We start from the raw sequence: 20,710 nt of genomic DNA, 5'->3' as shown, positions 1-20,710 counted from the left end.
TTCACAGCCACAGCAATTAAACTAACTTTAGATTAAGTCCGCGAACTTGAACAGTTTTTTATCGGAAAAATCTCAATTTACTTTAATTGATTGTTTTAGATGATAATCAATATCATTTGCAATATACTATTTACATTAAAGATAACTCAGGGCAAAACCATGACCTTAAACAATATTGCTGTTGGGCAAAGTGCGACCGTTGTAGCAATAGCGCCAACCGAAGCCGGATTTCGTAAAAAGTTGTTATCTTTGGGTATGACACCCGGTGCGCAAATTAAAGTAAAAAGACTCGCACCATTGGGCGATCCAATGGAGATAGAAGTTCGAGGTTTTAGTTTGAGTTTACGTAAAGCTGAAGCACAAACAATTCAGGTAGAGATAAAATAAGCATATGCAAAGCACAGATACCGTATCGGTAATAGGCAACCCAAACTGTGGTAAAACCACCTTATTTAATTTATTAACTGGTTCAAAACAAAAAGTTGGCAACTGGGCTGGTGTCACAGTCGAAAAAAAAACAGGCATCAGCTATCTAAAAAACAAACAAAAGATTGAAATTACCGATTTACCTGGTACTTATTCGTTAGAAAATGAAGAGCAGGAATTATCGTTAGACGAAAAAATTGCACGCGATTACTTACAGAGCCACAAAGGTAATTTGGTTTTAAACATAGTTGACGCCACTCGCCTTGAGCGCAGTTTATATTTAACGACGCAGTTAATCGAAATGGGTGCAAAAGTCATTCTTGTGTTGAACATGCAAGACGTGGCAGAAAAACAAGGTATAAAAATTGATACAGCTAAGCTGTCTTCTTTGCTAAAAGTCCCTGTTGTTAGTATCTCGGCGATTAAAAAACTTGGCATTGAAGAATTACAATTAGCCATTGAAAATAGTTTAGTGCAGCTGCAACAAAAAGCAGAAGTTGTGCAAGAGTTGGAACAAGGTGTAGAACCAACAAGTTTATCCCAGCTTCAGCCAGAACTAAGCTCACTAACCGAAGAGCAGATTAAGCAGCTCTCAACCTCTCCAGAAAATTATCAAAAAAATGCCGAATCATTGGCCAACTGGTTAAACGTTGAACTAAGCCAAGCAAAAGAGCTCGCAGAGTTGCTTGACCAAAATTGCCAGTCACTCAAAGCAAATCATAGATATCAAGTGATTCAAAACTGGCTAGCCCAAGTTTATCAACAAGCACAAGCAGATAAACGCACACTGACGGATTACATTGACGACATAGTATTAAACCGATGGCTAGGCATACCCGTTTTTTTATTGGTGATGTACTGCATGTTTATTTTTGCAATAAATGTAGGTGGAGCGTTTATCGACTTTTTTGACATCACCTTTGCAGCAGTTTTTGTTGAAGGTGCAGCCATTTTTTATCAATCACTTGGTTTACCGCTTTGGTTAGTCACATTGTTGAGTGATGGTATTGGTGGTGGTATTCAACTTGTTGCTACCTTTATTCCGGTAATTGCAGGTTTATATTTTTTCTTATCTGTCATTGAAGATTCTGGCTATATGGCACGTGCCGCATTTGTTATGGACAGATTTATGCGCGCAGTTGGTTTACCTGGCAAATCTTTTGTGCCTCTTATTGTTGGCTTTGGCTGTAACGTGCCATCAGTAATGGCCAGTCGTACTTTAGACACACACAAAGACAGGCTGTTAACCATAGCTATGTCGCCTTTTATGTCGTGTGGTGCACGTTTGTCCGTATATGCCCTTTTTGCCGCAGCTTTTTTCGCTAACAGTGGTCACAACGTGGTCTTTTTGCTTTATCTATTGGGTATAGTTATGGCAATTTTGACAGGCATGTTATTAAAAAGAACTCTTTTCAAACCAAGTTTAACGCCTTTTATTATGGAGCTTCCGGCTTACCATATGCCGTCAGCGAAAAACGTACTATTAAAAACCTGGGACAAATTACATGGATTTATTACCCGTGCCGGTAAAACCATAGTTGTTGTAGTTACCTTATTAAGTTTCTTAAACTCATGGGGAACTGATGGCACTTTTGGTAACCAAGATTCAGAACAATCTGTATTAAGTGAAATTAGTCGCACCATTACACCAGTATTTGAACCTATTGGTGTACAACAACAAAATTGGCCTGCAACCGTGGGTATATTCACAGGTATATTCGCTAAAGAAGCAGTTGTCGGTACGCTTGATGCGTTATATGGACAAATGGATATAGGCCAAGCAAGCGATTTAGCCGAGGAAGAATCGAGTGAATTTAGCCTAACAGAGCGCTTTGCTGAAGCTTGGCAAACCATTCCAGATAACTTAGTTGATATGTATAACAATATTTTTGACCCGCTTGGTTTAGGTATTATCAGCGAACAAGACTTAACCAGTGCAGCCGATGCACAAGGTGTGCAAATATCAACCTTTCAAGCAATGGCGTTATTATTTGGTAGCACAGCTGCTGCGTTTTCTTATTTAGTATTTGTATTGTTATATACACCTTGTGTTGCCGTTATGGGTGCTATGTATCGTGAAGCTGGCTTTAAATGGATGAGCTTTATTGCACTTTGGTCAACAGGTTTAGCTTATATTACAGCATCAGTTATTTACCAAGTAGCTACTTTTAGCGCCAACCCATATTTCAGTGCAATTTGGCTTGCTTCATGCGCAGCTATAGTCGCATTAGTCCTACTCTTAATGCGATTACATGGTAAAAAACTCGCGAAAAAAGAAGCTTTACTGATACCTATTGTCAATATTCAATAAACTAATAAAGCAGGCAAAGCTACTTTGCCTGCTCCAATATTGCAACGCTACGCCCCTTAATTAAAGTCTCTACAGAAAATGCGGCGAATAATTTGCCCTTTATCTATTAGTGGACTATATAAATAAAATTTATTTCGTTTTCTAAATGATATTGATTCGTATAAGCTCTCTTGTATAATTCACACAGAAATAAAAATTACTCTCATTTTCATAGCCACTAAGATTTAAAGGAACATGTGTTATATGTTTAATTTCAAACACTCAGTAATCTTCTCTGCTTTAGCTTTGTCATTAACTGCTTGTGGGAGCAGCTCTGACGATAAAAATACCGCACCATATGGCGTAACACTTTCTAGCAATACAGTTGCAGAAAATACAGTGGGCGCGACTGTTGGTACACTTTCAGCAACTGACGACCAAGGCAACGCAGTTACTTTCACTTTAGCAAGTGGTGCTGATGAAAACTTTGAAATAGACGGCAACACATTAAAACTAATTGCAGGAAAAAGCTTAGATTATGAGCCAAAAGGCACACCACAACCTGAAATTCCCCTAGCAATTATCGTTTCTGATGGCGAAATGCAAAAAGAAGAAACGATTGTTGTTAAAGTAGATGACGTTCTAGATTTTTACGGTTTTTATGACGGTAATGGGGAAAGTACTGTTAGTTATAGTGGCCAAATTGCGCGCCATGCAATTATTGCTGAATTAAATAACTATATTTCCTCTGGTTTAGAAGCAGACTTAAATAGCACAGAAGTAGCAACAAAAGCTGAAATTTTAGCAAAATTACATGCGTATTATTACGCTTCAGCCAATTCCGCTGACGACGTAGATGTGGCTGCTATTCTCGCAAAAGACCTTACTTTGGTAGCCAATAGCGAACAAGCAAATGTTAACGCCATTTCTACTGGAAAAAATCTACAAGGAAAAATTGCCGGTAATGATAGTGCAACCGATCACAAAGATTGGAATGCTGGTGATACTTTTATTGGTTTTAGCAATGCTTTCTTAGGTACTTTTGAAAATACCCCCGAAGGTTTGTTACTGCGCTTATTTGATAAATTAGCAGATAACGCTCTTGCAAAATTTAACGCCGGTGAAGCAAATATTTATATCACGCCTGAAGGCCAAGACTTAAAACAATTAATCCAAAAATTCTTGTTAGGTGCAGTAGCTTTCCAACAAGGTACTGACGACTATTTGAGTGATGACGTAGATGGCAAAGGTTTAAAAGCTGACAACACTGCTATCGTTGATGGTAAAACCTATACCAACTTAGAACACCAATGGGATGAAGGTTTTGGTTATTTTGGCGCTGCGCGTGACTACTTATCTTATACAGACGATGAATTAGCAGCTAAAGGTGGACGTGATGGCTGGAGCAATGGTTATTACGACACAAATATGGACGGAAAAATCGACCTAAACAGCGAATACAACTTCGGTAACTCTACCAATGCGGCAAAACGCGATCGTGGTAGCAATGGCACAACTGATTTAACTAAAGATGCAATGGAAGGCTTCTTAAAAGGCCGCGCATTAATTAATGCAAATGCTGGCAATGCATTAACTACCGCGCAAATGACTGAGCTTCAAGGTTATCGCGATCAAGCTGTATTAGCTTGGGAAAAATCTATTGCTGCCACAGTTATTCACTACATTAACGATACCATTAATGATTTAGAAGGTATCGACGATGGTATTGCAACAGCTGATTTGGCTAAACACTGGTCTGAATTAAAAGGTTTCTTATTGGGTTTACAATTTAACCCAGCAAGCAAAATAGATGATGTCGACTTTGCTGCAATAAATAATCTAGTGGGTGATCGACCTAATGTAAATGTTGCAGGAAAAGGATTCTATATCGGAGAATTGAAAATGGCGCGTAATATCTTAGTAATCAGATATGAGTTCGACCAAGCAGTTGCAGAGAGCTGGTAATCAGCTATAGTACAAGGCCGCAAGTCAAATATTACTTGCAGTCAACATAATCACACAAAGGTTAGGTGTTATGCACCTAACCTTTTGTCGTATATAAATCACAATAACTTTAACGAGAGAAAAGCTGCATGAAATTGCGAAATACCATAAGCGCTATCGCTATTGCCGCTACAAGCTTATCAATTTTCGGCTGTGGAGAAAAAACAACAAGTGAAAAAGGCCCAGAATACGGTCTGGTCGCTAAATTCACCGAAGCAGAGCTTATCAATCACCTAGTCGACAATGTGGTTTTACCAAAACATCAAACTTTCTTAAGTGCATTTGAGCAACAAACAATAGCGCTGAATGACTACTGCGCGGCAGTCACAGCAAACAGTCAAGTTGCTGATAAACAGCAAGTTCTACAACAAGCTTTTACTCAGAGCTTTTTAAGCTGGCAACATATAGAGATGCTGCAACTAGAACCGCTCGCCACTGATTTTTTCGCATTAAGAGATAAAATTAATTCTTGGCCAAGTACAGCGGCATGTGGTGTCGACCAAGAAGTCGCTTTTTATCACGCAGGCGAAGTAAATGGCCAAGCTTACCAACTGAGTCAAAGGTTAAATGAGCGCAAAGGATTATTTGCCCAAGAATATCTGTTGTTCAAATCAACAACTGAACATTCATGCCGAGTTGAATCTGGTGCGCTTGTTGGCTGGAACGACCTAGCAGAACAAACTCAACTAGAGCGTCAGTGTAACTATTTGCAAGCTGTGCACACTGAACTTGAAGCAAATTTAACTACTTGGCAAAATGCCTGGCAACAAGGTGATTCAGCTTACGTTAATCAGCTAAAAAATGGTGATGCCAAAGCAGCAATCAATGCCCTTGGTCAAGCACTGTTTTATCTAGACTACCAATTAAAAGATGTAAAACTAGGCTGCCCTTTATCTGTCGGTCCTAGTTCATGTCCAACTACAGCTAACGAAGATTTGATCGAAGCAAGATACGCCAAATTAAGTAAAGCAGCTATCGGCAATAATTTAGCGACATTTTATCAATTATTTACTGGCGCAACGGATAGCTTAGCGGCTGATAACGAAGATGCACTCGGTTTTGATGACTTTTTAGATGCAGTTGGTGACAAAGAAACTTCTGATACTATCATTAAAGCGATTACAGATGCCCAAGCAACGCTTGCAAGCATAAATAGTGATTTCGCCACTGCAATTACCACTCAAAATGAAGACTACAACCGCTACCTAACGCTACATACACAGATAAAAGTAGCGACTGACCAATTAAAAACACATTTTATTACAAGTTTAGCGGTTGATCTGCCAGAAACATCTGCTGGCGACAACGATTAATTAACGGTTTTTAAGGTTTGGATAAAATAACAATGAGCAAAATTTCAAAAGTTACTTTGGCCGTTACAACCAGTTTAATAGGGTTAAATGCGCCAGTTTTCGCAGCTGAGGCAGCAAACGCGACGGAAGAAAATAGCAGTGATAGTCGTTTTTATGAGCGGATACAAATTTTAGGCTCACATGACAAACTACGCACCCAAGGCGGCGCCACTAGCTTAGTGTCAGAAGCTGAATTAGAAAAATTTGAATTTGACGACATCAATAAAATTTTAGCTACAGTACCTGGTGTCAATATTCGTGAAGAAGATGGTTATGGTTTACGCCCGAACATAGGTTTTCGTGGTGCTACACCAGAGCGCAGTAAAAAAATATCTTTGATGGAAGATGGTGTATTAATTTCACCAGCCCCCTACTCTGCACCTTCTGCTTATTATTTCCCTATGGTTAGCCGCATGACAGCCGTTGAGGTATTTAAAGGCCCAGCAGCAATTAAATATGGCCCAAATACAGTTGCCGGTGCACTTAATTTAGTAACCCGCGAAGTGCCTGATATGGCAACAACCGCTTTGGATATTGCTTATGGCTCTGACCAATACGGCAAAATTCACGCGTATCACGGCAACACCAGTAATCATTTTGGTTATTTAATTGAAGGTTTATATACACGTGCAGACGGTTTTAAAACAATAGACTTTTCTGAACAAACGACAGGTTTTGAAAAATCAGATGTTATGGCTAAATTCAATTATGATTTTAGCCAAGGAAAAATGAAAAACTTTGTTGAGATAAAACTTGCGTACGCAACCGAACAATCAGATGAAACCTACTTAGGTTTAACCCGCGAAGATTTGGCAGCCAATCCATATAGACGCTACGCAGCTTCACAAAATGACCAAATGAATTGGGATCACGACACCATTCAATTGACTCATTATTACGAGCAAGGCGCGTTTGATATCACTACTCGTATCTACCAACATAACTTTGCGCGTGATTGGGCTAAAGTATCAAGCTTTGGTGCAAATACACCGTCTTTATTAGACGTACTGATTAACCCAACAACTGAGACCAATCAAAGTTATTACCAAATTTTAACCGGCACAGGCAGCGGCGAGTTTATCTTAGGTACCAATGACAGAAGCTACCGCTCTCGTGGCATACAGTCAGACTTAGGTTTTAGTTTTAACTTTATTGGTTTAGAGCATAAGTTAGATGCTGGTGTTCGTTTGCATCAAGACTATATCAACCGTGACCATTTTGAAGAAACTTATGCCATGGCTGTAGGTGGTCAAGTTACCAACCAAAATGACAAAACCTTCACTACGGTTAACCAAGAAAAATCTGATGCTATATCTGTATATATTCAAGACACTGTTACTTTAGAAGCGCTGACGTTAACAGCAGGTGTGCGTGGTGAGTTTATCGATTCACATTACATAAATGGCAATAACGAGCTTGATTACCTGAAAAAAGACAGCCGAATTTGGTTGCCTAGCATCAGTGCTTTTTACAAATTAGATGAAGATTATGGTGTATTTGCAGGTATACATGAAGGTTATGTACCGAGCAGCCCACAGCAAAATGATGAAAATGTTGAAGCTGAAAAAAGCATAAACTACGAAGTTGGTTTTAGGTTTAACAACAACCAAATTAATGGTGAAATTGTTGGTTTCTTTAACGACTATAGTAATTTAAAAGAAAGCTGTTCGTTTTCACAATCATCTAATTGTGAATTAGATGCAGACTTTAACGGCGGCGACGTAAATGTATTTGGCATAGAAGCTCACTTAGCTTCGCGTTTAAGTTTGTCCTCTAGCTTAGATATGCCGTGGAGTATTACCTATAGTTACATCAATTCAGAGTTCCAACAAAGTTTTGATTCTGACTACCCGCAGTGGGGTGAAATTAACAAAGGTGATAGCATGCCTTATCAACCGGATCACAGCTTTACCTTAACAACAGGTTTAGCTGCTGATGATTGGCAAGTGAACTTACAAGCTAAATACACAGGCGAAATGCAAGAAGCTGCCGGCGATGGTGTTAATCTATCAGGCAGTGTAATCGAAGCACAAACCATCTTTGATTTATCTGCGAGTTATTTTATTTCATCTGCACAATCTGTTTATTTAAAAGTAGACAATATTACCGATGAAATAAACATTATTAGTAGTCGCCCGAACGGCGCGCGCCCGGGTAAACCTCGCATGTTTGTTTTAGGCTACAAAGTTAGCTTGTAGTCAATATGCTAGACTGGCTGCAATTAAATTTGCTTGAGTTGGCGTCGAATATTACCGACGCCAACAAACGCATTTTTGCACTCTATCTAGCCAGCTCAACCCTAATTGCCATAGCTGTCTACTTTTTTACCCTAAGCTCACCCCGGCAAAACGGCTTAATAAAATACCTCTTCAACAAAAAAGTTTGGCTGCACAAAAGTGCCCAAGCTGATTACCAATTAATGCTTTTAAACAAATTTATCAAAGCCTTGTTGATAGTGCCGTTTTTATTCGCAGCCGCCCCCATAGCCATCAACACCAATCTTTTTATCAGTGAATTATTCGAATTATCATCAAAACCCGTTGTTGGTAGTCAAATGGCTATTTGGGTATTCACCCTAGTGCTGTTTTTATTGGATGATTTTTCACGCTTTTTACTGCATATGTTGTTGCACAAAATCCCTGTGTTATGGCGTTTTCACCAAATTCATCACAGTGCAGATGTATTAACCCCACTAACTATATATCGCAGTCACCCTATTGAAAATTTACTCTATGCGATGCGTATGACCTTAGTACAAGGTTTAGCAATTGGCATTTGCATGAGCATGTATGGCCCATTTCTCACTATGTTAGATATATTGGGTGCCAACGCATTTGTATTTGTTTTTAATCTTGCGGGGGCAAATTTGCGCCACTCACACGTATGGTGGAGTTGGGGTAAGCTTGAGCATGTTTTTATCAGCCCTGCGCAACACCAACTTCATCATGGTAAACAAGCACAATATTACGACTGTAATTTTGGTACAGCATTGGCCATTTGGGATAAATTATTTTTAAGTTTGCGCTTGGCAAGTAAAAAACGTCCATACAAGTTAAGCTTTGGCGTTGAAAATAAACAAAAAAATCCACACTCATTATTAAACTTGTACCTATCGCCTTTTATCATTAAGCCGGTAAAAAATAACGCCACTTTGACTAATGATAAAAAAAGCATACACTTAGAAAATTCTAAATAAAAACAACAACCGCTTATGCAACGGAATCGCCTAACCGCCGTTTTAATGGCCAGCTTAACCACAATCCCAACCTTACAGGTATGCGCAGACGAAATAAACTTAACGGCTGCTTATCTCCAAGCTCGCACAGATAAACCTTCAGCCGGCGCTTTATTGGGTTTTAGTTATGATAGTAAAAGTTGGGGCGGCGTTTATTTAGACTATTTGAACATTGATAATATCGAATTCATTGACGACAACAATGTTGAACAAAAAAATTCATTACCTGCTTATTTACTAGGTTATCAATATACAGTTCCGCTTAATCAAAAGCTCTCAGTCGCTTTTAAACTAGGTGCGGCAATTGCCAACCAAGAAATTACTGATAGCACACAAACTTGGTTAAAACCGGGTGACACGGCTTTGAATTATGCTGTGACAATGAACTGGGCAGTTAGTGATCTGCTAAGTTTAAATATAGGTTTAAACCGTATTCAAGGCATGAATTATTTTGGTGATATCTCTAGCCTACAACTTGGCGTCAGCTACCGCTTCACCTTTGCGGAGAAAACCGACAAAGTTGTGCGTGGCGAAATATCCAAACCGGCACCATTAATAGCAACCAATAAAACTGAAGCTGACAATAGAAAACCAGTTAAAGCTGAAAAAGTAACGATACAAACACTACAACAGCAACCTGCATCAAATGCGACAGACAAACCACAGGTACCTGTCTCAGCAGCACCTGTGCTACCTGCTCAACCCACTACAACTTTAGTTGAACAAAGAATGGCTGAGCGCAAAGCACAAGGCCAAGCCGAAACTCAACCTAAAGAGTTAACGGAAAAAATCGAAACTAATGTGCAAAAACGCAGTGAATTAGGTGAATACAAAATTCAGTTAGGTGCATTCTCTAATCCAGCCAATGCCAAGCAGCTTGCGAGCAAGCTCGAAAACTCTGGGTATCAAACTCAAGTCGTTCAGAAAGACAGTTTAAACCTAGTATACGCAGTTGGTTTTGCAAACCGCAATGCAGCAGATACGGCAAGAAAAGCAATTGAAGATAAATTTGCTATCAAAGGCATAGTTAGAACTAATTAAATAGCAAAACAGCTCTGGGTGTTGTCCCAGAGCTTTTCTGCCAACAACTCTGGTGATTTATAGCTGGAGTTATTAGCAAACAAAGCATGTAAAGCGGTAAATATTTCAGGTAAAAAACCCGGTTGATTCGGCTGGCCTTGTTTACCAAATATCGGCATATCTGGGCTGTCGGTTTCTAATAACAAATTATCCACCCCTACGGCCTGTATCGCTTGTTGCGTTTTGTTCGCTCGGTTATAGGTAATAGTGCCTCCAATACCTAAATAAAATCCTAAATCGATTAAATTTTTTGCTTGCTGCGCGCTACCTGAAAACGCATGTACTACGCCACCGTATTGGAACTTTTGTTGCTTTAGATATTTGCAAATATCATCAAGGCTTTTTCTATGGTGAATAATAACCGGCTTGTTAAATTGACTAGCAACTTCCAATTGCTGCAAAAACAAATGAATTTGCCTTTGGTTAACCTGTTGATTAGAACAAACAAGCGGCGAATAATCTAAGCCAATTTCACCCACTGCAACACAAGTTTTATCAGCCTGTTGTAGTTTATTGGTGAGTAAATGGCCCACTTCAGCAAGCTTATGCTGCGCTAAAAAATAAGGATGAAAACCGTAAGATTTATACAATTTTGCCGAGTTTGAAAGCAAAGCATCAATCGCCTGCCAGCTCCCATGTGTAGTTGCCGGAATTAACATGGCCTGCACATTACTTTTTTGTGCTAGCTCGTACACGTTTGCCAATGGCACTTTGGCGGCCAATAAATCTAAATGGCAGTGCGAATCAAAAAATTTCATAAAAAGCCTTGAAAGGCAAAATAACCGCCCTATATATAATTTAACAAGACAACAATGTCTTGGGTAAGACGCCGGTAACGGGTCTAACCAAACAGTCGCTTCGCTCAATAGTGAGGAAGGGACAAAAACTAAACTTTACCATATTGCTTAATAGCGAGGATATGATTATGAAAACTTTAGACTTTACTCCACTATACCGTTCATTTATTGGTTTTGACCACTTAGCAAATTTAATGGACTCTGCTGCACGCTCTGACAAATCAGCAGGCTATCCACCTTACAATATCGAACTTACTGCAGAAGACAAATACCGTATCACCCTTGCCGTAGCAGGCTTCGCTGATAACGAGCTTGAGATTAACCTAGAAAATAATACGCTGACTGTTACAGGGCGTAAAGAAAGCAATGCTCAACAAAACGAAGACGAAAAACGTTTTATTTATAAAGGTATTTCTGAGCGTAATTTCGAAAGAAAATTCCAATTGAGCGACCACATTAAAGTAAGTGGTGCAGATATGGATAATGGTTTATTACACATTGATTTATATCGTGAAGTGCCAGAAGCACTTAAACCTAAAACCATTCCAATTGGTAATAAAAAATCAGCTGGTGAGTTGTTAGAAAACAAATAGTTTTTCCTTATTTAACACTCAACAACCTTTGATAAAGCGCGGTTTATACCGCGCTTTTTAGTTTCATTTATGGGTATGACTCATTAGGACCTACGGTTACATTCCCGACTTCACAATTCTATTAAGCATTTTCAATCAGAGTTGCCTGCAAAAACACTAGAGCATAACTTTCGCAAAAACGCTGTAAATACAATCCCTGTACGCTTCGCTTTTTCATCCCTGAAAAAGAGATTTTGCTCTAAGTTATTGCTCTAGCATTTTTAAATTTTGTATCGCTAGCAGATCTATAATTTATAACAAACCAAAGTCAAAAAATGAGGCTAAACGGGCGCAAAGAGAAAAACACCTCTTCTAAAGCTGGCATGAGTTACATACTCTAAAACCAACATCAATCTAGCTCATATCCTGCATGACAATTTCCGATGATTATTGATGGTTATTATGTTTGTCTATATCTGTGCCACATAACATTGAGGCGACAGAGCAACTTACGATAGCGATATAATAGCCAAGAAGGTGAATGGATGTGTTGCGAACAAAACTTCATAAAATAGGGATATTTTATGGGAGCGCGCCAAGGACGGCCTTGCAGCGTTTTTGTGAGGAATACTCCATTTGGCTTCGATATTCTATGCCACCTTACACAAGCACCTCGAAATATCAGCTAGATGGCAAGCGGTTAAGCCGAGCACAAAACTCGGCTTAACTAAGCAATTAATATCCCGCCGGTACGCCCTGCACAAACTTGACATTCTCAGCTTTAATCTCAAAACCTAAGTCTGTTAATTTACCCGTGTTTTTATCACGACTATATACAGCAATATTATTGCTCAAACGATTAGCAACCAATAAATGAGCTTGATCGTAACTAAAGTTAAAATCACGCGGCCAGTTACCATTAGTACTAATGTGCTGCACCAACTCAACTTTACCAGAAGTTAATACTTTAAATACCGCAATGGAGTTTTCACCACGGTTAGTCAAATAAATAAACTTACCATCAGCCGATAAACGAATGGCCGCAGCTTGCGATTTTTTATCGGTCGACAAAGTATTAATACGCTGAATTTGCGTTAATGAACCATCCACACCAGACTGCTGATACGCAACCAAAGTATTTGACAACTCATTTAACACATAAGCATAATTTTTAGTTGGGTGAAAAGCTAAATGACGAGGGCCATCACCTGCTTGTAATTTAGCCGCCACAGTTGACATCCAAACACCATTTTTCGGACTAAATTGAAAAATGCTATCCGTACCTAAATCAACGCCATATAAAAATTTACCTTCAGGTGACCAGCCCATCCAATGCGGATGAGGTGCATCTTGGCGCTCATGCGGGCCTTTACCACTATTAATGATCTGCCCAGATAAACTAAAGTTTTTACCATCAAAATCTAAAATAGAGTAATTTGGTGATACATAAGTTGCAACACTCACTAAGTTAGTGTTTTGGTTCCAACTAATGTGGCAAGGATAATCACCCAAACCTTCAATTGAAGCAGCTGCAGACCAATTACCAGCTTGATAACTATAGGCAAATGCTCCAGAGTTTGGCTCTTCGTTAACTGCAACTAAAGCTTTGTAGTCATTGCTGATAGCTATATACGACGGGTCTTGCGTCGCGATTAATTGCTCAATTTGGTATTTTTTATCCGCATAAGAATCAATTGTTAATTGATACACGCCGCTATTCTTTTCAGGATCTGCCCCCAAAATAAAATAGTCAGCTGCCGCAGCGGATGCCTGCATAACAATTGCACCAGTAACAGTTAATGCAATTGAAGTTTTTTTCCATGTGTTAAATAAAGTTTTCATAGTATGTATTATAAATATCGTTATTTTGTGAATAAAGCGCCGACAATTAACGCATAAAACGTTTTCATTGTGCAACTAATAAATCGTCAGATATTGCACTCAAGTACGATAAAGTCTAGAGTTAAACCAACAATAATAACGGAAGCCACGAAATGAAAACTAAAATATTCTTCACCGCTGTATTAACTTCTGCGCTGTTAATCGGCTGTAGCAAACCAAATCCAATCCACGAAGGTATGGAATCAATGGGCAAAAGTTTCAAAGCTTTACGCCAAGCTGAAACTTTAGCGGATAAAAAGCAACTTATCGCTGAATTCGAACAACACGTATTAATGGTACAAAAACAACAAGTAAAACCTGAAGATCAAGCGACTTTTGATGAAGGCATAGATAAGCTCTTGAGCGAAGTTCAAGCAGTAAAAGCCGCATTAGAACAAGGCAATATTGAAAATATCAAACCTCAATTAAAAGCATTACATGATTTAGAAGAAGAATATCATGAGCTTTTAGGTGTTGAAGAGCACTAAAAAACACTGATCTTGGTTGCAAAGCTTTTTTGCAACCAAGCGTTTTATTCCTGCAAAACCTTAGTAAAAACCTTCGCGCAAAATTGTGTTAAAACGTCGATATTTTTTCACAATCCGCATAGCAAAAACGCCTACAGCCCAATAAAATTCGTATTAAAACAGCAAAAACAAAATTTCATACTAAAACAATAAATTTTGATACTTGTCGCTTTTTCGTCCTCCCCATAAACTTATTGTCAAGTTAACAACCGTAGCGCAGCGACGCGCTTGTAAATTTGAATAGGTTAAGTGGTTATGTACTTTTTAGGTTTAGATATAGGCAGCTCATCAACCAAAGCATCAATTTTAGATGCAGCTACAGGTAAAAGCCTTGCCTCTACCCATTACCCAAAAAGCGAATTAGCAATTACAGCTCCACAAGCAGGGTTTGCCGAACAGCAACCTGAAACTTGGTGGGAGTGTGTTAAACAAGCCTGTGCTGAATTATTTGCCCTTGAACAAGTTGACGCACAAAAAATTGAAGCTATTGGCATTTCATATCAAATGCATGGTTTAGTCTGTGTTGACAAAAACCAACAAGTGGTTCGCCCAGCGATTATTTGGTGTGACAGCCGCGCGGTTGAAATTGGCGAGCAAGCTTTCAATCAACTGGGTCAGCAAAAATGTTTACAACAGTTTTTAAATTCACCGGGTAACTTTACCGCATCAAAATTAAAGTGGGTTAAAGAAAACCAACCTGAGCTTTATCAGCAAATTGACAAAATAATGCTGCCGGGCGATTACATCGCAATGAAACTTTCTGGTGATGTAACCACAACCTCTTCCGGTTTAAGTGAGGGTGTACTGTGGGATTTTGAAAATAACCAAGTCGCCACCGACATCATCAAGCATTATGGTTTTGAACAAAGCTTAATTCCAACTTTAGTCCCGTCATTTGGTGAACAATGCACAGTTAGCCAACAAGCAGCCAAAGAGCTTGGTTTGCGCGCTGGTATTAAAATTACTTACCGCGGTGGCGATCAGCCAAACAACGCATTGTCATTAAATGTAATGCAAGCAGGTGAAGTGGCCGCAACAGCCGGCACGTCAGGCGTTATATACGCTGTAACAGATAAAAACGTATACGACGAGCAATCACGGGTTAATACCTTCCAACACGTGTCCAGTACCACAGACAACAATGCTAACGGCGTATTGTTGTGTGTAAATGGCACGGGTCGTTTATTTAGCTGGTTGCGTTCAATTGTGTCAGTTCAAGGTCAACAAGTTGACTACCCACATTTAAATGAATTAGCCAAAGATGTCGCAATAGGCTCTGACGGCTTAAGCATGTTGCCTTTTGGCAATGGTGCTGAGCGCGTATTACAAAATAAGAATATTGGTGGCCATATCCAAAATTTAGATTTTAACCGCCATCAATTAGGCCATATGGTGCGAGCAGCACAAGAAGGCATAGTGTTCGCACTTAAATATGGTTTTGACGTTTTAAAAGATATGGGCGTGAGTAGCCAAGTTATTCGCGCAGGCAAAGGCAATATGTTTTTAAGCCCGATTTTTGTCGAAGCTTTTGTCAACAGCTGCCAAACCACAGTCGAATTATACCAAACCGACGGTGCCGAAGGCGCAGCGCGCGGTGCAGGATTTGGACTTGGTTACTACAGCAACCGAGCCGAAATGTTTAAAGGCTTAGAGTTATGTGCTCAATACGAGCCAGAAGCCGCCAAGGTAGACGCATATGCAAATGCCTACCACAACTGGCAACAACTCTTACAGCAATCAATTTAACCTAGAACTTAAGTTCCGAAACTAATGAGGTCACAAGCATGAGTATTATCTTAGGTGATAAAGAATTTTTCCCAACAGTTGGCAAAATAGAATTTGAAGGTCGTGATTCAGACAACCCATTTGCGTTTAAATGGTACGACGAAAACCGCATAGTTGCAGGCAAAACCATGAAAGAGTGGTTACGTTTTGCAGGTTGTTACTGGCACACTTTCTGTGGCCAAGGCCATGACCCATTTGGCCCAGGCCCACAACGTTTTGCTTGGAACGATGCTAATTCAGCCAAACAACGCGCAGCAGATAAAATGGATGCCGCTTTTGAATTCTTTACAAAAATGGGTTTGCCTTACTACTGTTTCCACGATACTGATTTAATCGACGAAGAGAACTCAACAGTCAGTGAATTTGAAGAAAAAATTCAATTCATCACAGATATCGCGTTAGAAAAACAAAAAGCATCAGGCGTTAAATTGCTTTGGGGTACATCAAACCTATTCTCTAACCCAAGATATATGAATGGTGCTGGTACTAACCCACACTTCCCTACGTTAGCGCGTGCCGGTGCTCAGCTTAAAATAGCGATGGACGCTACAATGAAGCTAAACGGCGAAAACTATGTATTCTGGGGTGGTCGTGAAGGTTACATCACTTTATTGAATACTAAGATGCAACGCGAGCAAGAAAACTTTGCACGTTGGTTACATATGGCTAAAGACTACATGCGTAGCCAAGGTTGGAATGGTACTTTCTTCATTGAACCTAAACCAATGGAACCAACTAAACATCAATACGACTTTGATACAGCAACTGTAGCTGGTTTCTTACAAAAGTACGGTTTAAGCACAGACGACTTCAAAGTAAACATTGAAGTTAACCATGCAACACTGGCAAGCCATACTTTCCAACACGAGTTACAAGTAGCAGCTGATAACAACATTTTAGGCTCTATCGATGCTAACCGTGGTGATTACCAAAACAGCTGGGATACAGACCAATTCCCGAACAATATCAACGAAACAGTTGAAGCTATGTTGGTATTCTTAGAAGCTGGTGGTTTACAAGGTGGTGGTGTTAACTTTGACGCTAAAACTCGTCGTGAATCAACAGATATGGAAGATATCTTCTTAGGTCACATTGGTGGTATGGACACGTTTGCACGTTCACTAATCGTCGCTGATCAAATCATCACTAAATCTAAGTACACTGAATTACGTAACAAGCGTTACGAGACTTTCGAGTCTGGCCAAGGTAAAGACTTTGTTGATGGCAAACTCACTATCCAACAGCTAGCTGAAATTGGTACAGCTGTAGGCGAGCCAGAGCAAATTTCAGGTAAACAAGAATTGTTCGAAAACATCATCAATCAATACATCTAGTTTCATTTCCTTGTTGTAGTCTTTCATGACTAGCCCGTGCGAAACCCATATACACGGATGATGTGGGTTTCGTTTTTTTCTGAAAAAAAATTCACTTTTTTTGCAACCTTTTTATCTCAGCTACGTTATAGGTTTATAATTCTTATAAAACTTGCAGTTGTAGCGAATATGAACAAGGTTGTATCACTGCTATTTGGCAAAACCAACAAACAAAGCTTTGAACAAATTGTCACGCCCTATTTAGACTTAATGTTTAAAGTTGCCTACCAATACACAGGCAAAACCGAAGACGCTGAAGACTTGGTTCAAGAGGTTTTAGCAGATCTTTATCACAACCTGACTAAGTTACAGCAAGCTGAAAAAACCAAAGCTTGGATAATGCGCTGTTTATACAACAAATTTGTCGATCAATATCGTGCGCAAAAAGCCCGCCCGCTGATTGATAGCTTAGATGACGAACAACAAATTCCACTAACGCAAATAACGCCAGATCAAGAGCTATTACTGACGCACAAACAAGTGTTAGCCGGATTATCACAACTAAATTCAAACCAACGTGCATTAGTAACCATGCACGATATTAATGGCTATACCCTAGTTGAGCTTGCCGAAATCATGCAAAAACCTGTCGGTACGTTAAAGTCGGATTTGCACCGCGCACGAGCCAAATTAAAAATTTTATTTAACTTGCAACCATCCGACATCCAATCCCGTCATTGTGTATAACGAATGTGTGAGAAAACAATTATGAACTGCGAATTTATCCATCAAAATATCAACGACGTATGCCACAGCAATTTAACTGAGTTGGAGCAGCAACAAGTAAACGCACATTTAACTAATTGTCCTGATTGCCAACAAATGCTGAGCCAACACCAAGCTTATTTAGCAAAATTAGCTAATTTACAAACACCTGAATTAACCGCAGAGAATAAACAGCGTCTGATAAACCAAGCACAGATAATTAAAACCGCAACCAACAGAAATAATGGTTTTGTAAAAGGCTTTGCTGCAGCGTCAGTGTTGTTTTTATCGATATTTTTATTTAATCAGCAGCAAGTTGATCCTGTTGTTGCGCCCATTGCTAAAAACATCAACCTAGTGCCATTTACCACACAGGTATCGCTGATTATTTACGTGCCTGAAGATATGCCAAATGCAGATTTACAACTACAAATACCAGATGAAATTGAATTGGTCGGCTACGAAGGTTTAGCGAGTCTGTCATGGCCGGTAGATCTCAAGCAAGGTGCTAACGTATTGCAATTGCCAATTGAAGTACCTGAAGGCATAGACCTAAACCAAGCGATTCAATTTATCGCCAACATTAATAATAACAATACACAAAAGGACTTTGCGCTCGAAGTAAAACTTGTTTCACCTCAACAAGGTGCAGCGGATTCTGTGTTTAATCTAACTAATCCTACTGCCAATAATTTCAACAATTTAGGATAATTTATTATGAAAAACCCAATGATTAAATTTACGTTATCAGCCCTATTTGTCGCAACTTGTTTTGGTGCTAATGCAGAATCGCTAGACGATGTAACCATGCAAATAACCAAAGAGCATGTGCGTTTAGGTCACAAGTTACATATACCAGGGCAAAATTTGGTAATTGAGCACATGTTGGAATCAGGCGCAGTTACCGAGGCCGAGCTTGAAGCACAAAAAGCCGAACGAGAAGCAGATCGCGCAGAGCTAAAAGCGTTAAAAGAAGCAGGTGACGACGAAGCTCTAGCCGTGAAACTCGCTGAAATGAAAGAAAAACGCCAAGCCAATAGAGAAGCCATTCGTGAATATGTTGATAACAACGATGATTTAAAAGAACAATTACAAACTAAAAAACAAGAAGTGCGTGAAAAAATCCGCGAAGAAATTCGTGATAAACGTAAAGAGCGCAAAGACGAAAGAGAAAAGCGTCGTGAAGAGCGTGATGCAGCTAAAGACGAATAATAAAACAGTTTGAGGTGCAAGCTTGGCTTTGGTTGAACTTGTTCGGCCTTAGCCAGGCTTTTTTACCTCTAACCACAACACCTCAAGCAAATAATACGGGTTAACTAACAATGGCGTTGGTAAAACCCAAGATAGGAACCAATATGAAGTATATCAGTGCTTTATTGCTCATTATTGTGTGTCTGGCAAAAGGTTATGCCAATGAAAATGCAGGCCACCAAGCTTTTGCCCAACAAGACTATCAAAGCGCCCTCACCCACTATCAATCAGCCTATCAACAAAATCCATTAGCCAGCACACTATACAATATTGCCGTATGCCAATTTAAACTCGCACAATGGCACAAGGCGCAGACCAGCTTCAAACAAATAAAACAACAAAGTGGCGAAAGTGACTTAATAAACTACAACATAGCAGTCACCTATAAAAAACTTGGCAATACAGAACGAGCGACTGAATTGTTTGAAAACTTAGTTTTATTTGGAGAAAACGAACAAATTGTTCAACTGGCTAGCCGACAATTAGACCAGCTAGAATTTGCTGAATTTGACCAACAACTCAATGAGCAAACAGCTCAAGCTGAAGACTCATACCCAGCTTGGTATCTATCCGCACAACTCGCGCTTGGTAGTGACGATAATGCCGTCGCTATCAGCACTGAAAGAAGCAGCAATAAAAGTGATAGCTTAGTTGAAGCTTTAGTCTCAGCCGGATATATAGGCGAACAACAAACGCAAGAGTTTTGGTCAATCAACACTCTGCTACTAAACAGTAAATATCAAAATAATTCAGACTATGATTTTTCAGTTATAGGTATAGTGGCAATTAAACACTTTACCTTTGCTGGCATAAATCAAGCAGACAACAACGACTATTTTTACGCAGCCGCAAACTACGAAGCACTATCAATTGCTGGCAACTCCTACCTTAACAATACACGTTTGACCCTTGGCTACTATTACCCTGTAAATACACAACAAGTGATTAAGTTTGAAAGCCAATACAAAAAATCCAGTGCAGCAAACAGTGGTTACCATTACCTAGCAGGTGACGCATGGCAACATAGAGTGAGCTGGCAATTAGGCGAGTATAACAACCGCTTAAAAGTAACCTTAGACTACACAATTGATGATAGAAATGACTTAACAACTGAGGACAGCTTCACCTCGTATTCAGCCAACCGCAGCGCAGTTAAAATAGACAAAAACGTCCAATTAAATCACTGGTTATTAAACTTTAGCGCCCAATACAAAGCTTCGAATTACCACGACAAACACTTATATTCAGACGGCAGTGAATTATTAAGAAAAGACAATAAACTCAGTTTATCGCAACGCACTGAATACAACTTAAATAACAACTGGCAGCTATTTTTAGACGTAAACTGGACCGATAATAACTCCAACTCATCAACCTACAGCTACCAACAAACCTTATTAATGTTTGGTGTTAGTTTTGATTTGTAAGCTAA

General features: G+C 39.4%; 17 protein-coding genes. 15 read left to right on the top strand and 2 right to left on the bottom strand.

Going from position 1 to position 20,710, the window contains the following annotated elements; translation table 11 throughout:
• Positions 1 to 159: 159 nt before the first annotated feature.
• The 7 genes from ACMZOO_RS15940 to ACMZOO_RS15910 all read left to right on the top strand — a co-directional run bounded on the left by ACMZOO_RS15940 (position 160) and on the right by ACMZOO_RS15910 (position 10,348).
• Positions 160 to 387: a FeoA family protein gene (locus ACMZOO_RS15940; RefSeq protein WP_440904295.1), complete on the top strand. Its 228-nt coding sequence runs from the start codon at positions 160 to 162 to the stop codon at positions 385 to 387.
• A gap of 4 nt (positions 388 to 391) precedes the next feature.
• Complete coding sequence (feoB, locus tag ACMZOO_RS15935; protein ID WP_440904294.1) at positions 392 to 2,737, top strand: Fe(2+) transporter permease subunit FeoB; 2,346 nt, start codon at positions 392 to 394, stop codon at positions 2,735 to 2,737.
• A 243-nt stretch (positions 2,738 to 2,980) separates the two neighbouring features.
• On the top strand, positions 2,981 to 4,681 hold the full coding sequence (locus ACMZOO_RS15930; protein WP_440904293.1) for a DUF4856 domain-containing protein: 1,701 nt from the start codon (positions 2,981 to 2,983) through the stop codon (positions 4,679 to 4,681).
• 128 nt (positions 4,682 to 4,809) lie between these two features.
• Positions 4,810 to 6,033 carry an imelysin family protein gene (locus ACMZOO_RS15925; RefSeq protein WP_440904292.1) on the top strand — a complete coding sequence of 408 codons (1,224 nt, stop codon included), beginning with the start codon at positions 4,810 to 4,812 and terminating at the stop codon, positions 6,031 to 6,033.
• A gap of 32 nt (positions 6,034 to 6,065) precedes the next feature.
• Positions 6,066 to 8,270 (top strand): TonB-dependent receptor family protein, encoded by a 2,205-nt coding sequence (locus tag ACMZOO_RS15920; protein ID WP_440904291.1) that lies wholly within the window; start codon positions 6,066 to 6,068, stop codon positions 8,268 to 8,270.
• A 5-nt stretch (positions 8,271 to 8,275) separates the two neighbouring features.
• Positions 8,276 to 9,268, top strand: coding sequence for a sterol desaturase family protein (locus tag ACMZOO_RS15915; protein ID WP_440904290.1), 993 nt, complete (start codon positions 8,276 to 8,278; stop codon positions 9,266 to 9,268).
• 15 nt (positions 9,269 to 9,283) lie between these two features.
• Complete coding sequence (locus ACMZOO_RS15910) at positions 9,284 to 10,348, top strand: SPOR domain-containing protein (protein ID WP_440904289.1); 1,065 nt, start codon at positions 9,284 to 9,286, stop codon at positions 10,346 to 10,348.
• On the opposite strand, the gene ACMZOO_RS15905 is transcribed toward ACMZOO_RS15910, so the two are convergent.
• Positions 10,345 to 11,145: a TatD family hydrolase gene (locus ACMZOO_RS15905; RefSeq protein ID WP_440904288.1), complete on the bottom strand. Its 801-nt coding sequence runs from the start codon at positions 11,143 to 11,145 to the stop codon at positions 10,345 to 10,347. The two genes, ACMZOO_RS15910 and ACMZOO_RS15905, sit on opposite strands and share 4 nt — an antisense overlap.
• 167 nt (positions 11,146 to 11,312) lie before the next feature.
• Between ACMZOO_RS15905 and ACMZOO_RS15900 the strand changes: the two genes are divergently transcribed.
• Positions 11,313 to 11,777, top strand: coding sequence for an Hsp20 family protein (locus ACMZOO_RS15900; protein ID WP_440904287.1), 465 nt, complete (start codon positions 11,313 to 11,315; stop codon positions 11,775 to 11,777).
• Between the two features lie 714 nt (positions 11,778 to 12,491).
• Here ACMZOO_RS15900 and ACMZOO_RS15895 read toward each other — a convergent pair.
• On the bottom strand, positions 12,492 to 13,598 hold the full coding sequence (locus ACMZOO_RS15895) for a lactonase family protein (protein ID WP_440904286.1): 1,107 nt from the start codon (positions 13,596 to 13,598) through the stop codon (positions 12,492 to 12,494).
• A 152-nt stretch (positions 13,599 to 13,750) separates the two neighbouring features.
• Here ACMZOO_RS15895 and ACMZOO_RS15890 point away from each other — a divergent pair, with 152 nt between their 5' ends.
• The 7 genes from ACMZOO_RS15890 to ACMZOO_RS15860 all read left to right on the top strand — a co-directional run bounded on the left by ACMZOO_RS15890 (position 13,751) and on the right by ACMZOO_RS15860 (position 20,705).
• Positions 13,751 to 14,125, top strand: coding sequence for a cytochrome b562 (locus ACMZOO_RS15890; protein ID WP_440904285.1), 375 nt, complete (start codon positions 13,751 to 13,753; stop codon positions 14,123 to 14,125).
• A 294-nt stretch (positions 14,126 to 14,419) separates the two neighbouring features.
• Positions 14,420 to 15,910 carry a xylulokinase gene (locus ACMZOO_RS15885; RefSeq protein ID WP_440904284.1) on the top strand — a complete coding sequence of 497 codons (1,491 nt, stop codon included), beginning with the start codon at positions 14,420 to 14,422 and terminating at the stop codon, positions 15,908 to 15,910.
• A 38-nt stretch (positions 15,911 to 15,948) separates the two neighbouring features.
• Positions 15,949 to 17,283, top strand: coding sequence for a xylose isomerase (xylA, locus tag ACMZOO_RS15880; protein WP_440904283.1), 1,335 nt, complete (start codon positions 15,949 to 15,951; stop codon positions 17,281 to 17,283).
• A 168-nt stretch (positions 17,284 to 17,451) separates the two neighbouring features.
• Positions 17,452 to 18,009: an RNA polymerase sigma factor gene (locus tag ACMZOO_RS15875; protein WP_016957168.1), complete on the top strand. Its 558-nt coding sequence runs from the start codon at positions 17,452 to 17,454 to the stop codon at positions 18,007 to 18,009.
• A gap of 21 nt (positions 18,010 to 18,030) precedes the next feature.
• Positions 18,031 to 18,738 (top strand): anti-sigma factor family protein, encoded by a 708-nt coding sequence (locus ACMZOO_RS15870; RefSeq protein WP_440904282.1) that lies wholly within the window; start codon positions 18,031 to 18,033, stop codon positions 18,736 to 18,738.
• A gap of 6 nt (positions 18,739 to 18,744) precedes the next feature.
• Positions 18,745 to 19,239, top strand: coding sequence for a hypothetical protein (locus tag ACMZOO_RS15865; protein ID WP_016957166.1), 495 nt, complete (start codon positions 18,745 to 18,747; stop codon positions 19,237 to 19,239).
• A 143-nt stretch (positions 19,240 to 19,382) separates the two neighbouring features.
• On the top strand, positions 19,383 to 20,705 hold the full coding sequence (locus tag ACMZOO_RS15860) for a tetratricopeptide repeat protein (RefSeq protein WP_440904281.1): 1,323 nt from the start codon (positions 19,383 to 19,385) through the stop codon (positions 20,703 to 20,705).
• Positions 20,706 to 20,710 lie beyond the last annotated feature (5 nt).

This window comes from Catenovulum sp. SX2 (assembly GCF_052056295.1).
Lineage (GTDB): Bacteria > Pseudomonadota > Gammaproteobacteria > Enterobacterales > Alteromonadaceae > Catenovulum.
This window is presented reverse-complemented; position numbering and strand designations above follow the sequence as displayed.

Coding starts and splice junctions, on each gene's coding strand:
- ACMZOO_RS15940 (WP_440904295.1), top strand. CDS start 160: ATGACCTTAAACAATATTGCTGTTGGGCAAAGTGCGACCGTTGTAGCA.
- feoB (WP_440904294.1), top strand. CDS start 392: ATGCAAAGCACAGATACCGTATCGGTAATAGGCAACCCAAACTGTGGT.
- ACMZOO_RS15930 (WP_440904293.1), top strand. CDS start 2,981: ATGTTTAATTTCAAACACTCAGTAATCTTCTCTGCTTTAGCTTTGTCA.
- ACMZOO_RS15925 (WP_440904292.1), top strand. CDS start 4,810: ATGAAATTGCGAAATACCATAAGCGCTATCGCTATTGCCGCTACAAGC.
- ACMZOO_RS15920 (WP_440904291.1), top strand. CDS start 6,066: ATGAGCAAAATTTCAAAAGTTACTTTGGCCGTTACAACCAGTTTAATA.
- ACMZOO_RS15915 (WP_440904290.1), top strand. CDS start 8,276: ATGCTAGACTGGCTGCAATTAAATTTGCTTGAGTTGGCGTCGAATATT.
- ACMZOO_RS15910 (WP_440904289.1), top strand. CDS start 9,284: ATGCAACGGAATCGCCTAACCGCCGTTTTAATGGCCAGCTTAACCACA.
- ACMZOO_RS15905 (WP_440904288.1), bottom strand. CDS start 11,145: ATGAAATTTTTTGATTCGCACTGCCATTTAGATTTATTGGCCGCCAAA.
- ACMZOO_RS15900 (WP_440904287.1), top strand. CDS start 11,313: ATGAAAACTTTAGACTTTACTCCACTATACCGTTCATTTATTGGTTTT.
- ACMZOO_RS15895 (WP_440904286.1), bottom strand. CDS start 13,598: ATGAAAACTTTATTTAACACATGGAAAAAAACTTCAATTGCATTAACT.
- ACMZOO_RS15890 (WP_440904285.1), top strand. CDS start 13,751: ATGAAAACTAAAATATTCTTCACCGCTGTATTAACTTCTGCGCTGTTA.
- ACMZOO_RS15885 (WP_440904284.1), top strand. CDS start 14,420: ATGTACTTTTTAGGTTTAGATATAGGCAGCTCATCAACCAAAGCATCA.
- xylA (WP_440904283.1), top strand. CDS start 15,949: ATGAGTATTATCTTAGGTGATAAAGAATTTTTCCCAACAGTTGGCAAA.
- ACMZOO_RS15875 (WP_016957168.1), top strand. CDS start 17,452: ATGAACAAGGTTGTATCACTGCTATTTGGCAAAACCAACAAACAAAGC.
- ACMZOO_RS15870 (WP_440904282.1), top strand. CDS start 18,031: ATGAACTGCGAATTTATCCATCAAAATATCAACGACGTATGCCACAGC.
- ACMZOO_RS15865 (WP_016957166.1), top strand. CDS start 18,745: ATGAAAAACCCAATGATTAAATTTACGTTATCAGCCCTATTTGTCGCA.
- ACMZOO_RS15860 (WP_440904281.1), top strand. CDS start 19,383: ATGAAGTATATCAGTGCTTTATTGCTCATTATTGTGTGTCTGGCAAAA.